This is a genomic window from Klebsiella sp. BIGb0407, from assembly GCF_024807845.1.
Lineage (GTDB): Bacteria > Pseudomonadota > Gammaproteobacteria > Enterobacterales > Enterobacteriaceae > JGM124.
Map to the genome: position 1 here is coordinate 191,078 of NZ_JANUEQ010000006.1, position 16,106 is coordinate 207,183.

Sequence of the window (16,106 nt, forward strand, 5' to 3'; positions counted from 1 at the left end):
TTTTCTCTTCAGGTACGAGGTCGGTCTTATGGTGTGATTTTCACCTGAGACTCTTTTGGTAGCAATATTTTAAATTTGAATTAACTCACATTTTTACAGAATGCTTATTGCCTCATAAAAGTCAGCTGATAACTTATATGTTACCGGTTACACATTGTGGAAAAAAAGCAGTATCGACAGATACGACTCGATACTGTCCGTTTTATAAGTATGCCAAATCATGGAATTTCTATATGTCTGATAATTTTAAAGAATTAGCGCAGAACGTATTGGCTGAAGTGGGGGGTAAAGATAATGTCACCTCACTGATTCACTGTATGACCAGGTTAAGATTCACTCTAAAGACCAAACAGAACATTGATAAAGAGCGTCTTAAAGCGGTTCCGGGTGTAATGGGTGTTGTTGATAATGATCAACAATTTCAAGTGATTGTTGGTAACGATGTCGCCAATGTCTTTGCAGAGATTAATCTATTACTGGGTAACGACAGCGCTGAAGAAAGTCTTGATATTATTCCAGAGAAAAAGAAAATAACCCCAAAAACGGTGGCGATGGGCATTCTGGATGCACTTATCGGCACCATGACCCCGATAATTCCGGCAATCATTGGCGCTTCGATGGTCAAATTGCTGGCGATGTTTCTTGAAATGTCGGGTGTGATTGATAAAACATCTTCGACATTCGCCATCTTAAATGTACTCGGTGACAGTGCCTTTTTCTTCCTGCCGATTATGGTCGCGGTTTCTGCGGCAACAAAGTTTAAAACCAATGTTTCTCTGGCGATAGCCGTTGCTGGTGTCTTTGTACATCCTGCTTTCCTCGACATCATGAAGCAGGCGGGTGAGGGACAGCCGATCACTTTTATGAGCATCGGTTTAACCTCTGTTTTCTACCCTTACAGCGTGATTCCGGCCTTGTTTATGACCTGGATTATGTCCTTTGTTGAACGCTGGGTAGATAAAATCGTACCGTCGGTGACGAAAAACTTCCTCAAACCGATGCTGATTTTACTGATAACCGCGCCGCTGGCCATTCTCTTGATTGGTCCGCTTGGGATCTGGATTGGCGACGGTATCTCGCAGATTGTCTACGGCATACACGACCATTTAGGCTGGCTGTCTGTTGCCTTGATGGGAGCTATGTGGCCTCTGTTAGTGATGGGCGGAATGCACCACGTCTTTACGCCTACGGTGGTACAAAATATCGCGCAAACGGGTCAGGAGAATATGGTTAAACCCGCTGAGCTTGGCGCAAACCTTTCATTAGGTGGCATTTCTCTTGCCGTGGCATGGAAAACCAAGAATCGCGCGCTACGTCAGACCGCGTTAGCGGCTGCGGCTTCGGCTATCGTGGCGGGTATTACTGAACCTGCTCTTTACGGGGTGGCGTTAAGACTCAAACGCCCGCTTATTGCCGCGGTGATCACCGGCTTTATTTGCGGTGGCATTGCCGGGGCCGGGAACGTCGTATCTTATTCTATGGCTTCATCCAGTCTTGTCACCGGTATTCAGTTTGTCGATGTTAATAATCCGAGCAGTATTCTTTGGGTCTGCGCCGTGATGCTGCTGTCCCTTGTTATCTCATTTTTTGTCACATTATTAATCGGTTTTGAAGATATTCCTGAAACCACATCCTCTTCACCCGCTACCAGTAAAAATAATGGGGAGCAACATGCCATCATCAACGTTTCCAAGTGATTTCTTATGGGGCGGCGCTATTGCCGCTAACCAGGCTGAAGGTGCATATCGTGAAAATGGAAAAGGTATTGCGACGGTCGATGTTATTCCTTATGGAAAAGACCGGCTCGAGGTCAAATTAGGCAACCAGAAACACCCCACGATTGATACGGATGTTTTCTACCCGAGCCATGAAGCGATAGATTTTTATCATCGTTATAAAGAGGATATTGCTCTGCTGGCGGAAATGGGTTTTAAAGTCTTCCGCACCTCGATCGCCTGGAGTCGTATTTTTCCGCTCGGCGATGAGGCTGAACCTAATCAGGAAGGGATTCAGTTCTATAAAGACCTGTTCAATGAGTGCCGTAAATATAATATTGAGCCGTTAGTCACCTTGTGCCATTTTGATATTCCAATGAATTTAGTGGAAAAATACGGTTCATGGCGAGACAGGAAGGTCATCGACTTTTTTATGAACTACGCTACAACCTGCTTCACTGAATTCAACGGCCTGGTGAAATACTGGCTGACCTTTAATGAGATTAATATCCTGCTGCATATTCCGTTTACCGGCGCAGGTTTGATTTTCCAGGACGGGGAAAATAAGGAGCAAGTTAAATATCAGGCTGGCCATCACCAGTTGATTGCCAGTTCACTGGCGACCAAAAAAGCACACCAAATTAATCCGGATAATCAGGTCGGTTGCATGCTGGCGGGCGGTGATTTTTATCCTTATTCCTGCAACCCGGAAGATGTCTGGGCTGCGGTTGAGAAGAACCGGGAAAACTTATTATTTATCGATGTCCAGGCACGTGGTTATTACCCGTCTTATGCCGCGCGTTTTTTCAGTGAAAACGATATTCACATCCATCAGGAGCCGGAGGATGCAGAGATCCTCAAAAATACCGTCGACTTTGTTTCATTCAGCTACTACGCCTCCCGGTGTGCCAAAGCAAAAATGGATGATGAAAATGTCTCGGTAGCGAACCTTATCAACACCGTACCCAACCCACATATTAAAACCAGTGAATGGGGCTGGGGTATCGACCCTAAAGGGCTTCGCATTACCATGAACACCATCTTTGACCGCTATCAGAAACCATTATTCCTGGTGGAAAATGGTCTGGGCGCAAAAGATGAACTGACAAACCAGGGTCAGGTTGAAGATGACTATCGCATTGCGTATCTGCGCAGCCACATTCATGAAATGGGTGAGGCGATTAAGGACGGTGTACCGATAATCGGTTATACCACTTGGGGATGTATCGACCTGGTGTCTGCTTCAACGGGAGAGATGAGCAAGCGCTATGGCTTTATTTATGTCGACCGGGATGATCTGGGGCGCGGTACGCTTGCCAGAACACGGAAAAAATCGTTCTACTGGTACCAGAAAGTGATAGCCACTAATGGTGGTGACCTGAGCTAAGTTTCTGGCGTGATGCTCTGTTATTAACAGGGCATTACTGTTACTGATTGCCAGAACCTTTAGTCCGGGGGATGTATGAAAGATACCCGGACTGAGAGTTTCATTCGAGCCACACGAATATTTCTCTACTATGACGCTAGCCAATATGCTTGAATTATCCAGGGCAGTAATGTAACCATGAGAGTAATATGGATACCACGAATCTGGTGAGTAAGGGGCTACAGTGAAATTGGATGAAATCGCACGTCTGGCTGGTGTATCACGTACGACGGCGAGTTATGTTATCAATGGTAAGGCGAAACAATACCGCGTAAGCGACAAAACCGTTGAAAAAGTCATGGCGGTGGTTCGTGAACATAACTATCACCCAAACGCGGTGGCAGCCGGTTTGCGTGCCGGTCGTACGCGCTCTATTGGTCTGGTTATTCCTGATCTGGAGAATACCAGCTATACCCGAATTGCGAACTATCTGGAAAGACAGGCACGTCAGCGTGGCTACCAGTTGCTTATCGCTTGCTCTGAAGATCAGCCCGATAATGAGATGCGTTGCATTGAGCATCTTCTGCAGCGACAGGTTGATGCCATTATTGTTTCTACTTCACTGCCGCCTGAGCATCCTTTTTACCAGCGCTGGGCAAAAGACTCCTTTCCTATCATCGCCCTCGACCGGGCATTAGATCCTGAACATTTTATCAGTGTGGTCGGTTCAGATCAGAGTGATGCCGAAATGCTGGCTGCTGAATTACGCACCTTCCCGGTAGAGAATGTACTTTATCTGGGGGCTTTGCCTGAACTGTCAGTAAGTTACTTACGTGAACAAGGTTTCCGTTCTGCCTGGCAGGGAGATACGCGTAAAGTCGACTATCTCTATACTAATAGCTATGAACGTGAAGCAGCAGCATTACTTTTTGATAAGTGGCTGGAAACTCACGATATGCCACAGGCATTATTTACCACCTCATTTCCCCTGCTACAGGGCGTGATGGATGTCACCTTGCGTCGTCATGGTCGTCTGCCTTCTGAGCTTTCTATTGCTACCTTTGGAGACAATGAGTTACTCGATTTCCTGCAGTGTCCGGTACTGGCTGTCGCTCAGCGTCACCGTGATGTCGCGGAGAGAGTACTTGAACTCGTTCTCGCGAGTCTTGATGAGCCGCGTAAGCCTAAGCCTGGGCTGACGCGTATTCGGCGCACTCTTTATCGGCGCGGAAGTTTAAGCCGTACCTAGAGGACAAAGTCTTCCCGGCGACTTGAATATTTGAAGTTGCCGGCTCCCCATTCAACTCAGTTAATCACCCTGAATTCTGTTTGCGCTCACTGATCATCGAATTGCAATATCAAGAATTATCTTAAATGATTTAAGGTGTATTTAGGACTCAGGCTATTTATTGTTTCTTAATTTCTGTCGTCTTTATTTTCAATGGGCTAAAACGGCCTTCAACGTAAATGAAAAGTTACATTGTATTATTTTGTTACACACATATTCGGGTTAATGCCAGATTATTAGTCATTGACCAATAAACCACCATCACTCGTTTGCGTCCAGGCCGCGCCATACCTGGATTTGTCGCTGTTTTTATTGATGCAGAACCTTTAGAATACTGCGGGTATTTTAGACGGCGAAGCTAATATTTTAACCTGCTTTAATATCCAGGTTTTTAACAATATTTGCGCTTATTTGCCTTTTTCTTTCAAATATTCATAACGTTAATTTTCTCACCCGGGCAGGACATCTGTTGTTTGTCTCTTTAATATCTCATCCGCAAAGGCGAATTTATTCTCGTAACAGCCCCCGCCTTGCTTGACAAGGTTTTCCTATGCTCCGTAAACTCCTTATATGTGGGAATTTGTGGGGTAAAGTGGTGGAATTGGCCACCAGAGGGGGAAACGGTATGTTCCGTGGGGCCACGCTTGTCAATCTTGACAGCAAAGGGCGGCTTGCCGTTCCGACCCGTTACCGGGAACAACTGGTGAACATCTCTGAAGGCCAGATGGTCTGTACCATCGACATCCACCACCCGAGCCTGCTGCTCTATCCTCTTGCTGAATGGGAAATCATTGAGCAGAAGCTTTCTCGTTTATCTAGTATGAATCCTGCAGAGCGCCGCGTACAACGGCTATTGCTCGGTCATGCCAGCGAATGCCAGATGGATAGTGCAGGGCGGTTGTTACTGGTGCCTGTGTTGCGCCAGTACGCAGGGCTAACCAAAGAGATCATGCTTGTCGGGCAGTTCAATAAATTTGAACTTTGGGATGAAGCGACCTGGCATCAACAGGTCAAGGAAGACATTGACGCTGCACAGATGTCTATGAATGCTCTGTCGGGAAGTCTACAGGATTTGTCATTTTAAATAATATGCAAACTTTTAAACACACAACTGTGCTGCTTGATGAAGCGGTAAAGGGTCTCAATATTCGTCCCGATGGTATCTATATTGACGGTACTTTCGGACGCGGCGGACATTCACGTCTGATTTTGTCCCAATTAGGTCCTGAAGGACAACTACTGGCAATCGATCGTGATCCACAAGCGATTGCTGCGGCTGAGGCTATTGATGATCCTCGGTTTTCTATTATTCATGGTCCTTTCTCCTCCCTGGCAACTTATGTTGAAGAGCGCGGACTCAGCGGCAAAATCGATGGTATTTTGCTGGACTTGGGCGTTTCTTCTCCGCAGCTTGATGATGCAGAGCGCGGATTCTCCTTTATGCGTGACGGTCCGCTGGATATGCGGATGGATCCAACACGCGGTCAGTCGGCAGCGCAATGGTTACAAACAGCAGAAGAAGCGGATATTGCCTGGGTGATAAAAACCTATGGTGAGGAACGTTTCGGTAAACGTATTGCACGTGCCATTGTTGAGCGTAATCGTGAACTGCCACCGATAACGCGCACCAAAGAATTAGCGCAAATCGTGTCTGAGGCAATGCCAGTTAAAGATAAGTTTAAACATCCGGCAACGCGTACTTTCCAGGCGATACGAATTTGGGTCAACAGTGAACTGGACGAAATTGAACAGGCGCTGAATGGTTCCCTTGAAGTATTAGCCACCGGTGGTCGGTTATCGGTTATCAGTTTCCACTCGCTTGAAGACCGTATTGTGAAGCGCTTTATGCGTGGAAACAGTCGTGGACCTCAGGTTCCTGCCGGGCTGCCACTGACCGAAGAACAGTTGAGTAAACTGGGCGGCCGCCAGCTTAAAGCCTTAGGTAAATTGATGCCGGGTGAAGCGGAAGTGGCAGAGAATGCGCGAGCACGTAGTTCAGTATTGCGCATCGCTGAAAGGACAGGTGCATGATTAACCGCGTGGCTGAGTCACTGAGTAAGGTTGCTCAGCTTGCTCAGGTGGGGAATCCGGAACGACATTCACTGCCGGGCGTCATCGGCGGTGATTTACTGCGTAACGGTAAATTACCGGTTTGTCTGTTTGTCGCGATTGTTATCACCGCTGTCATTGTCGTCACTACCGCACATAAAACGCGGTTGTTGACAGCACAGCGTGAGCAAATGGTAGTGGAACGTGATGCGCTGGAGATTGAGTGGCGTAACCTGATTCTTGAAGAAAATGCGCTCGGCGATCATAGCCGCGTTGAACGGATAGCAAAGGATAAATTGCAGCTGCAACATGTTGACCCTTCGCAGGAAAATATTGTTGTTCAGCAATGAGGACGTAAGTAGCAAATGAAACTAGCAGTAAAAACGCCCAAATCAAAACGCCCGGAAGTTCAGGCCAACTTTATTAGTTGGCGTTTTGCGTTGCTTTGCGGTTGTATTCTGCTGGCTCTGATATTGCTGATGGGTCGTGTCGCCTGGCTACAGGTTATCAACCCGGATATGTTAGTGCGTCAGGGTGATATGCGTTCGCTTCGGGTGCAGGAAGTGTCAAGCGTCAGGGGCATGATAAGTGACCGAGCGGGTCGCCCGCTGGCGGTCAGCGTGCCGGTGAATGCGATTTGGGCCGATCCGAAAGAGCTGCATGATGCCGGGGGCGTAACCCTGGACAACCGCTGGAAAGCACTGGCCGATGCGTTGAATACTCCGCTTGATCAGCTTGCCACTCGTGTGAACAGTAACCCGAAAAGTCGCTTTATTTACCTGGCGCGTCAGGTCAACCCGGACGTGAGTCACTACATTAAACAACTCAAGCTTCCTGGTATCCATTTACGTCAGGAATCTCGTCGTTACTATCCCTCAGGTGAAGTGACTGCTCACTTAATTGGTTTCACCAACGTGGATAGCCAGGGTATCGAAGGGGTTGAAAAAAGCTTTGATAGATGGCTGACCGGGCAACCTGGTGAACGTGTGGTGCGTAAAGATCGCTTCGGACGCGTGATTGAAGATATCTCTTCCACTGACAGCCAGGCTGCACATAATCTGGCGTTGAGTATCGATGAGCGTCTGCAGGCGCTGGTATACCGTGAATTGAGCAATGCTGTAGCTTTTAACAAAGCGGAATCAGGTAGTGCGGTACTGGTCGATGTAAATACCGGGGAAATACTGGCGATGGCTAACAGCCCGTCCTATAACCCCAACAATCTGGCGGATACCGAAAAAGACGTCATGCGTAACCGTACCATCACCGATGTGTTTGAGCCGGGTTCAACGGTGAAACCGATGGTGGTGATGACAGCACTTCAGCGCGGTGTCGTGAATGAAAACGCAGTACTGAATACCGTTCCTTACCGTGTTAATGGCCATGAGATAAAAGATGTTGCCCGTTACAGTGAATTGACGCTGACCGGGATTTTACAGAAGTCGAGTAACGTCGGTGTTTCAAAACTGGCGTTAGCGATGCCCTCCTCAGCGTTAGTAGATACCTACGCACGCTTTGGATTAGGGAAAGCGACCAATTTGGGGTTGGTCGGAGAACGCAGTGGCTTATATCCTCAAACACAAAAACGGTGGTCTGACATAGAGAGGGCCACCTTCTCTTTCGGCTACGGGCTAATGGTGACACCGTTACAGTTAGCGCGTGCTTACGCAACAATCGGCAGCTATGGCATCTATCGGCCGCTCTCGATAACCAAAGTGGATCCGCCTGTACCGGGTGAACGTATTTTCCCGGAGGCCACGGTGCGTAAAGTATTGCATATGATGGAAAGCGTTGCCTTGCCGGGCGGCGGTGGGGTAAAAGCGGCGATTAAAGGCTACCGTATTGCGATTAAAACCGGTACCGCTAAAAAAGTCGGGCCGGACGGAAAGTACATTAATAAATACATTGCCTATACCGCAGGCGTAGCTCCAGCCAGCAACCCGCGTTTTGCACTGGTGGTGATTATCAATGATCCACAATCCGGTAAGTACTATGGTGGTGCCGTATCAGCCCCAATATTTGGTGCCATTATGGGTGGTGTGCTACGCACAATGAATATTGAGCCGGATGCGTTAGCAACCGGAGAGAAAAACGAGTTTGTAATTAATCAGAAAGAGGCATCAGGTGGCAGATCGTAATTTGCATGACCTTCTTGCGCCTTGGGTAGCTGGGCTCCCCGCGCGAGCATTACGAGATATGACACTCGACAGTCGTACAGCGGCTGCGGGCGATCTGTTTGTGGCAATCAATGGGCATACGGTGGATGGACGTCGCTATATCCCGCAAGCTATCGCACAAGGTGTGGCTGCTGTTGTTGCTGAAGCTGAGAGTGAGGCACAAGACGGCGAAGTGCGTGATATGCACGGTGTACCGGTTATTTATCTCAGCCAGCTGTCACAGCGCTTGTCTGCTCTGGCAGGACGTTTTTATCATGAGCCGTCTTCGGCTATGCGCCTGGTCAGTGTCACCGGGACTAACGGAAAAACAACGACCACTCAGTTACTGGCGCAATGGGCGCAGTTGCTGGGTGAAAAAAGTGCGGTAATGGGCACTGTTGGCAATGGTTTACTGGGTCAGGTTATCGCTGCGGAAAATACCACTGGTTCCGCGGTGGACGTTCAGCGTGAGCTGGACCATTTGCTGGCACAAGGGGCAACCTTTGGCGCAATGGAAGTCTCGTCCCATGGCTTGGTTCAGCACCGGGTTGCTGCCCTACAGTTTGCTGCTTCAGTCTTTACCAATCTTAGCCGCGATCACTTGGATTATCACGGCACCATGGAAAATTACGGAGCCGCAAAATGGCTGTTATTTTCCAGCCATGAGTACGGACAGGCGATTATTAATGCCGACGATGAAGTCGGACGCCAGTGGCTCTGTCGCTTGCCTGATGCGGTTGCCGTCAGTATCGAAAATAATATTCAGCCGGATTACTCCGGGCGCTGGGTTGCGGCTGGTGCGGTTGAATACCACGATGGCGGAGCCTTGATTCATTTCTCTTCATCCTGGGGCGAGGGCAAAATTGACAGTCGTCTGATGGGGCCTTTTAACGTCAGCAACCTATTGCTGGCTCTGGCTACTTTGCTGGCTCTCGGTTACCCGCTGGAAGAATTACAGAATACCGCCGCCCAGTTACAACCGGTTTGTGGTCGTATGGAAGTGTTCCGCGCCTCAGGGAAACCTACAGTAGTGGTGGATTACGCGCATACGCCTGATGCGCTGGAAAAAGCTCTCGCAGCTGCACGTCTGCACTGTCAGGGGAAATTATGGTGTGTCTTTGGTTGTGGCGGAGACAGGGATACCGGTAAACGTCCGTTGATGGGCGCAATTGCTGAACAATATGCTGATATTGCGATAGTCACTGATGATAACCCGCGTACCGAAGACCCGGCGCTCATCGTTAAAGATATTCTGGCTGGCATGGTGAACCCTGCGCAAGCTCGGGTTATTCAGGGGCGGGCAGAAGCCGTCACCAGTGTCATTATGCAGGCGCAAGAAAATGATGTGATCCTGCTGGCAGGTAAAGGCCACGAAGATTATCAGATTGTCGGAAATCGTCGTCTCGACTACTCCGACCGTACCACCACTATGGCATTGTTAGGGGGAGCGGCATGATCCCGGTTTCTCTGAAACAGCTGGCGACTGTCCTGCAAGGGCAGGCATACGGTGCGGACGTTGAGATAACCGACGTGACGACCGATACCCGTAAGCTGACGCCCGGCTGCTTATTTGTCGCGCTGAAAGGTGAGCGTTTTGACGCCCACGATTTTGCAGCAGACGCTGTTAAATCGGGTGCGGGTGCATTACTGGTTTCTCGTCAGCTTGATATCCCTGTGCCGCAATTAGTGGTGGCGGATACGCGTCTGGCCCTGGGTGAATTAGGCGCATGGGTACGCCAGCAAGTTCCTGCTCGAGTGGTCGCGCTGACGGGTTCATCTGGTAAAACTTCAGTTAAAGAGATGACCGCTGCCATATTGCGCCAGTGCGGCAATACGCTTTATACCGCAGGTAATCTGAATAATGATATCGGTGTCCCTCTGACGTTGCTGCGTCTGACGCCTGAATATGACTTTGCTGTTATCGAGCTTGGCGCTAACCACCAGGGTGAAATCGCCTGGACGGTATCGTTAACCCGTCCGGAAGCGGCGCTAGTGAATAACCTGGCCGCGGCGCACCTTGAAGGTTTTGGTTCTCTGGCCGGTGTGGCAAAAGCGAAAGGCGAAATTTTCCAGGGTCTGCCTGCTGATGGTATTGCGATTATTAATGCCGATAGCAATGACTTAGCCGGATGGCATTCGCAGTTAACGGGGCGGACGGTATGGCAGTTTTCACCTGATAGCGCGGACAGTGATTTTAGTGCCAGTGATGTTCGCATTACTGGCCGGGGTTGTGAATTTACCTTACAGACCCCTGAGGGTTCTGTTGGCGTTTCACTGCCATTACCGGGTCGTCATAATATCGCTAATGCTCTGGCTGCTGCGGCACTGTCCACGGCAGTGGGTGCTCCACTGGAAGCGATACAAGCGGGTTTAGGTGACTTGCAGCCAGTTCCTGGTCGCCTGTTTCCAGTGCGTTTGAATGAACATCAGCAACTGCTGGATGATACTTATAACGCCAATGTGGGCTCGATGACCGCCGCAGTACAGGTCCTGGCTGAAATGCCGGGTTATCGGATACTGGTGGTTGGTGATATGGGCGAACTGGGCGTCGAAGCAGAAGACTGCCATCGCCAGGTTGGCGAGGCGGCCAAATTCGCCGCAATCGACCGTGTTTTGAGTGTGGGTATATTGAGTGAAGCGTTAAGTCATGCCTCTGGCGTGGGTGAGCATTTCACTGAGAAAAGCGCACTGGTTACACGTTTGAAAGCATTAATCGCAACTCACCCTGAATTAACTATTTTGGTGAAAGGTTCACGTAGTGCGGCTATGGAAGACATCGTCCGCGCTTTGCAGGAGAAACAAGCATGTTAGTTTGGCTGGCCGAGCATCTGGCTAAGTATTATTCCGGTTTTCACGTCTTTTCTTATTTGACGTTTCGCGCCATTGTCAGTTTGCTAACTGCTTTAATTATCTCTTTGTGGATGGGGCCGCGTTTTATCGCCCATTTACAGAAGCTCTCATTCGGACAAGTAGTTCGTCATGACGGCCCTGAGTCGCATTTCAGTAAGCGCGGTACCCCGACGATGGGCGGGTTGATGATCCTCGCTTCAATTGTTATTTCGGTGCTGATGTGGGCCTATCCCTCTAACCCTTACGTCTGGTGCGTCCTGTTCGTTCTGGTGGGTTACGGTATTATTGGTTTTGTCGATGATTACCGCAAAGTTGTGCGGAAAGATACCAAAGGACTCGTCGCTCGCTGGAAATATTTTTGGATGTCGGTGATTGCTCTGGCGGTCGCGTTCACCATGTATATTGCCGGAAAAGATACCGCAGCTACCCAGTTGGTAGTGCCATTCTTTAAAGATGTGATGCCGCAGTTAGGGCTGTTTTATATCTTGCTGGCCTATTTTGCTATTGTTGGCACCGGTAACGCGGTTAACCTGACCGATGGCTTGGACGGCCTGGCAATTATGCCGACCGTACTGGTTGCCGCGGGCTTTGCTTTAGTCGCCTGGGCTACAGGTAACATGAACTTTGCCGGTTATCTGCATATACCCTATCTGCGTCATGCGGGTGAGCTGGTGATTGTCTGTACCGCTATCGTCGGCGCGGGCTTAGGGTTCCTCTGGTTCAATACCTACCCGGCGCAAGTATTTATGGGTGATGTTGGCTCGCTGGCACTGGGTGGTGCGCTGGGCACCATTGCAGTTCTGCTGCGTCAGGAATTTTTGCTGGTGATTATGGGCGGCGTATTTGTCGTAGAGACGCTGTCGGTGATTTTGCAGGTCGGTTCTTTCAAACTGCGCGGACAGCGTATTTTCCGTATGGCACCGATTCACCACCACTATGAATTGAAAGGCTGGCCAGAACCGCGAGTGATTGTGCGCTTCTGGATTATTTCGCTGATGCTAGTGCTGATTGGCCTGGCAACGTTGAAGGTACGCTAATCATGGCTGACTATCAGGGTAAAAACGTCGTTATTATCGGACTGGGCCTTACCGGCCTGTCTTGCGTTAATTTCTTCGTCTCACGCGGGGTGTTTCCACGCGTGATGGATACCCGCGTCACACCGCCCGGTCTGGACTCTTTGCCAGAGCAGGTTGAGTGCCATACCGGCTCATTGCAGCAAGACTGGTTGTTAAACGCAGATTTAATTGTTGCAAGCCCGGGTATGGCATTAGCACACCCGGCGCTGGCCGCTGCGGCTGATGCAGGCGTTGAAATTGTCGGTGATATCGAACTGTTTTGCCGCGAAACACAGGCTCCAATCGTTGCGGTGACCGGTTCAAATGGTAAAAGTACCGTCACGACTATGGTCGGTGAAATGGCCAAAGCCGCAGGGCTTAAAGTCGGTGTCGGTGGCAATATCGGCCAGCCTGCATTAACGCTGCTGGAAAATGCCTGCGATCTGTATGTACTTGAACTGTCTAGCTTTCAGTTAGAAACAACCTACAGCCTGAAAGCGGCAGCTGCGACTATCCTGAATGTCACCGAAGATCATATGGACCGATACCCTTCAGGTCTTGGACAGTACCGTTCGGCAAAGTTACGTATCTATGACCAGGCTAAAGTTTGCGTGGTCAATGCGGATGATGTCCTGACTTTACCTCCGGGTGGAGCAGACTCTCGTTGCGTGAGTTTTGGTATTGATGTCGGTGACTATCATCTTACCCAGCAGCAAGGTGTAACCTGGCTGCGGGCGAAAGGCGAAAAAGTTCTCAGCAGTAAAGAGATGAAGCTAGTCGGTCAGCATAACTACACCAATGCGCTTGCTGCTCTTGCGCTGGCCGATGCGGTCGGTTTGCCACTTTCTAGCAGTCTCAGTGCGCTGACACAGTTTGGTGGTCTGGCGCATCGTTTTCAGCTGGCGCTGGAAAATAATGGCGTACGCTGGATTAATGACTCCAAGGCGACCAACGTCGGTAGTACTGAAGCGGCTCTGAACGGTCTGCAAGTAGACGGAACCCTGTATTTGCTTCTGGGCGGGGACGGGAAGTCAGCGGACTTTGCGCCGTTAACTCCCTATCTGCAGACTGACAATATTCAGCTCTACTGCTTCGGTCGTGATGCGTCCGAACTGGTCGCTTTGCGGCCTGAAATCGCCCATCAGACTGAAACCATGGAACAGGCTATCCGACAGTTAGCCGGACAGCTTAAAGCCGGTGATATGGTGCTGTTGTCACCTGCCTGTGCAAGCCTGGATCAGTTCAAGAACTTTGAACAGCGCGGTGAAGCCTTTACCCGCCTTGCGAAGGAGTTTGGCTAATGCGATTGTCTCTCCCTCGCTTGCGTCTGCCTCGGCTACCGGGATTAGGTCTCCTGGCCTGGGTTGCGTCGGCATTAAAAGGGTGGGTCATGGGGACCAGCGATGCTGAGGCTAACAGCAGGTTATTGTACGATCGCACCTTACTGTGGTTAACCTTCGGTCTTACAGCAATAGGTTTTATTATGGTCACCTCGGCATCGATGCCGGTGGGACAGCGGCTGGCAAACGATCCGTTTTTATTTGCCAAGCGTGACGGACTCTATATTACTCTGGCCTTTGCGCTATCCATGATAACACTACGCCTGCCGATGGAGTTCTGGCAGCGACACAGTACCGCAATGCTGCTGGCATCAATTGGTATGCTGGTGGTCGTGCTGGTGGTGGGGAGCTCTGTTAATGGTGCTTCACGCTGGATTTCAATAGGGCCGTTACGTATCCAGCCTGCAGAATTGTCTAAACTTGCGCTGTTCTGTTATCTGTCTAACTACCTGGTACGTAAGGTGGATGAGGTACGTAATAACCTGCGCGGCTTCCTCAAACCTATGGGCGTTATTCTGGTTATGGCGCTGTTATTACTGGCACAGCCTGACCTTGGAACGGTAGTAGTACTGTTTGTTACCACCCTCGCCATGTTATTTCTGGCTGGCGCTAAGTTATGGCAGTTTATCGCCATTATCTGTACCGGTATTGCCGCAGTTGTGATGCTTATTCTTGCAGCTCCCTATCGTATTCGTCGTGTGACCTCGTTCTGGAATCCATGGGATGACCCTTTTGGTAGTGGTTACCAGTTAACCCAGTCACTGATGGCTTTTGGTCGCGGTGAAATGTGGGGACAAGGCTTAGGCAACTCAGTCCAGAAATTGGAGTATTTACCTGAAGCACATACCGACTTTATCTTCTCTATTCTGGCAGAAGAGATGGGATATATCGGTGTGGTGGTTGCGCTTTTAATGGTATTCTGCGTGGCTTTTCGTGCTATGTCTATCGGTAAACGAGCACTGGAAATTGACCAGCGTTTTGCTGGTTTTCTGGCCTGTTCTATCGGGATTTGGTTCAGCTTCCAGGCACTGGTTAACGTGGGTGCCGCATCGGGTATGTTACCGACTAAAGGGCTGACACTGCCGTTGATAAGCTATGGTGGTTCCAGTTTACTGATAATGTCTACCGCCATTATGTTGTTATTACGAATCGATTATGAAACTCGTCTGGCGAAAGCACAGGCGTTCACACGGAGTGCCAAATGACAGGCAAATCAAAACGGTTAATGGTGATGGCTGGAGGAACAGGAGGACACGTGTTCCCAGGGCTTGCTGTTGCACACTATTTGATTGCTCAAGGCTGGCAGGTTCGCTGGTTAGGTACTAGCGATCGAATGGAAGCGGACCTGGTTCCTCGTAACGGTATCGAAATAGATTTTATCCGTATTTCCGGCTTACGTGGAAAAGGTATCAAAGCGCAGTTAATGGCACCGGTGCAAATTTTTAAAGCCTGGCGTCAGGCACGCGCCATCATGAAAGCCTGGAAACCTGATGTGGTACTGGGTATGGGCGGTTATGTCTCAGGGCCTGGTGGTCTTGCTGCATGGTCGTTGGGTATCCCTGTGGTGCTGCATGAGCAGAACGGTATTGCCGGGCTGACCAATAAATGGCTGGCAAAAATTGCCACCAAAGTGATGCAGGCATTTCCTGGCGCTTTCCCTAAGGCTGATGTCGTGGGGAACCCGGTGCGGACTGATGTTCTGGCCTTACCGCTTCCGGAGCAACGTTTTGCCGATCGTGAAGGCCCGTTACGCGTGCTGGTGATCGGTGGCTCCCAGGGCGCACGCGTTCTGAACCAGATTATGCCGCAGGTTGCAGGGCGGCTGGCGGAGCATATTACTCTCTGGCATCAAACCGGCAAGGGAGGGCAGGACTCCGTACTGCAAGCTTATGGCGAGATGGCTTCGCAGCATAAAATTACTGAATTTATTGATGATATGGCGGCAGCTTATGCCTGGGCGGATGTCGTTGTCTGCCGTTCCGGAGCGCTGACCGTGAGTGAAATTGCTGCGGCGGGTTTACCCGCACTGTTTGTCCCTTTCCAGCACAAAGACCGGCAGCAGTACTGGAATGCATTACCGCTGGAAAAAGCAGGGGCAGCCATTATCCTTGAACAGCCTCAATTTACCGTTGATAGCGTAGCGGAAACGCTTGCGGGCTGGGATCGTGAAACTTTATTAGTCATGGCACAACGTGCACGGGCGGCATCGATTCCTGATGCTACCGAGCGGGTCGCGAAAGAAGTCGCTGCCGTGGCTGGAAAATAATCTTCGTGGGTGGCTGTAAGCTCC

At 49.9% G+C, this 16,106-nt stretch carries 13 protein-coding genes; all 13 read left to right on the plus strand.

What is annotated here, in order from left to right:
- The first annotated feature begins 233 nt into the window (after positions 1 to 233).
- The 13 genes from ascF (at position 234) to murG (ending at position 16,082) form a co-directional block, all read left to right on the plus strand.
- A complete protein-coding gene (gene ascF, locus M2387_RS18110; RefSeq protein WP_259051383.1) occupies positions 234 to 1,697 on the plus strand; it encodes a PTS cellobiose/arbutin/salicin transporter subunit IIBC in 1,464 nt (487 codons plus the stop codon).
- Positions 1,672 to 3,102, plus strand: a complete 1,431-nt coding sequence (ascB, locus tag M2387_RS18115) for a 6-phospho-beta-glucosidase (protein WP_259051384.1) — start codon at positions 1,672 to 1,674, stop codon at positions 3,100 to 3,102. The genes ascF and ascB overlap by 26 nt, the downstream gene beginning before the upstream one ends.
- 223 nt (positions 3,103 to 3,325) lie before the next feature.
- A complete protein-coding gene (gene cra / locus M2387_RS18120; RefSeq protein WP_259051386.1) occupies positions 3,326 to 4,330 on the plus strand; it encodes a catabolite repressor/activator in 1,005 nt (334 codons plus the stop codon).
- Positions 4,331 to 4,994: 664 nt separating this feature from the next.
- A complete protein-coding gene (mraZ, locus tag M2387_RS18125) occupies positions 4,995 to 5,453 on the plus strand; it encodes a division/cell wall cluster transcriptional repressor MraZ (RefSeq protein ID WP_259051389.1) in 459 nt (152 codons plus the stop codon).
- A gap of 5 nt (positions 5,454 to 5,458) precedes the next feature.
- Positions 5,459 to 6,400 carry a 16S rRNA (cytosine(1402)-N(4))-methyltransferase RsmH gene (gene rsmH / locus M2387_RS18130; protein ID WP_259051390.1) on the plus strand — a complete coding sequence of 314 codons (942 nt, stop codon included), beginning with the start codon at positions 5,459 to 5,461 and terminating at the stop codon, positions 6,398 to 6,400.
- On the plus strand, positions 6,397 to 6,768 hold the full coding sequence (gene ftsL, locus M2387_RS18135) for a cell division protein FtsL (RefSeq protein WP_259051391.1): 372 nt from the start codon (positions 6,397 to 6,399) through the stop codon (positions 6,766 to 6,768). The genes rsmH and ftsL overlap by 4 nt, the downstream gene beginning before the upstream one ends.
- A 15-nt stretch (positions 6,769 to 6,783) precedes the next feature.
- Complete coding sequence (locus tag M2387_RS18140; protein ID WP_259051392.1) at positions 6,784 to 8,553, plus strand: peptidoglycan glycosyltransferase FtsI; 1,770 nt, start codon at positions 6,784 to 6,786, stop codon at positions 8,551 to 8,553.
- Complete coding sequence (murE, locus tag M2387_RS18145) at positions 8,540 to 10,027, plus strand: UDP-N-acetylmuramoyl-L-alanyl-D-glutamate--2,6-diaminopimelate ligase (protein WP_259051393.1); 1,488 nt, start codon at positions 8,540 to 8,542, stop codon at positions 10,025 to 10,027. The genes M2387_RS18140 and murE overlap by 14 nt, the downstream gene beginning before the upstream one ends.
- Positions 10,024 to 11,382 carry a UDP-N-acetylmuramoyl-tripeptide--D-alanyl-D-alanine ligase gene (gene murF, locus M2387_RS18150; RefSeq protein ID WP_259051394.1) on the plus strand — a complete coding sequence of 453 codons (1,359 nt, stop codon included), beginning with the start codon at positions 10,024 to 10,026 and terminating at the stop codon, positions 11,380 to 11,382. The genes murE and murF overlap by 4 nt, the downstream gene beginning before the upstream one ends.
- Positions 11,376 to 12,458, plus strand: a complete 1,083-nt coding sequence (mraY, locus tag M2387_RS18155; protein WP_259051395.1) for a phospho-N-acetylmuramoyl-pentapeptide-transferase — start codon at positions 11,376 to 11,378, stop codon at positions 12,456 to 12,458. Before murF ends, mraY begins: the two co-directional genes overlap by 7 nt.
- A gap of 2 nt (positions 12,459 to 12,460) precedes the next feature.
- A complete protein-coding gene (gene murD, locus M2387_RS18160; RefSeq protein ID WP_259051397.1) occupies positions 12,461 to 13,777 on the plus strand; it encodes a UDP-N-acetylmuramoyl-L-alanine--D-glutamate ligase in 1,317 nt (438 codons plus the stop codon).
- A complete protein-coding gene (gene ftsW / locus M2387_RS18165; RefSeq protein WP_259051399.1) occupies positions 13,777 to 15,021 on the plus strand; it encodes a cell division protein FtsW in 1,245 nt (414 codons plus the stop codon). Before murD ends, ftsW begins: the two co-directional genes overlap by 1 nt.
- Positions 15,018 to 16,082, plus strand: a complete 1,065-nt coding sequence (murG, locus tag M2387_RS18170; RefSeq protein ID WP_259051401.1) for an undecaprenyldiphospho-muramoylpentapeptide beta-N-acetylglucosaminyltransferase — start codon at positions 15,018 to 15,020, stop codon at positions 16,080 to 16,082. The genes ftsW and murG overlap by 4 nt, the downstream gene beginning before the upstream one ends.
- The last annotated feature ends 24 nt before the right edge of the window (positions 16,083 to 16,106 follow it).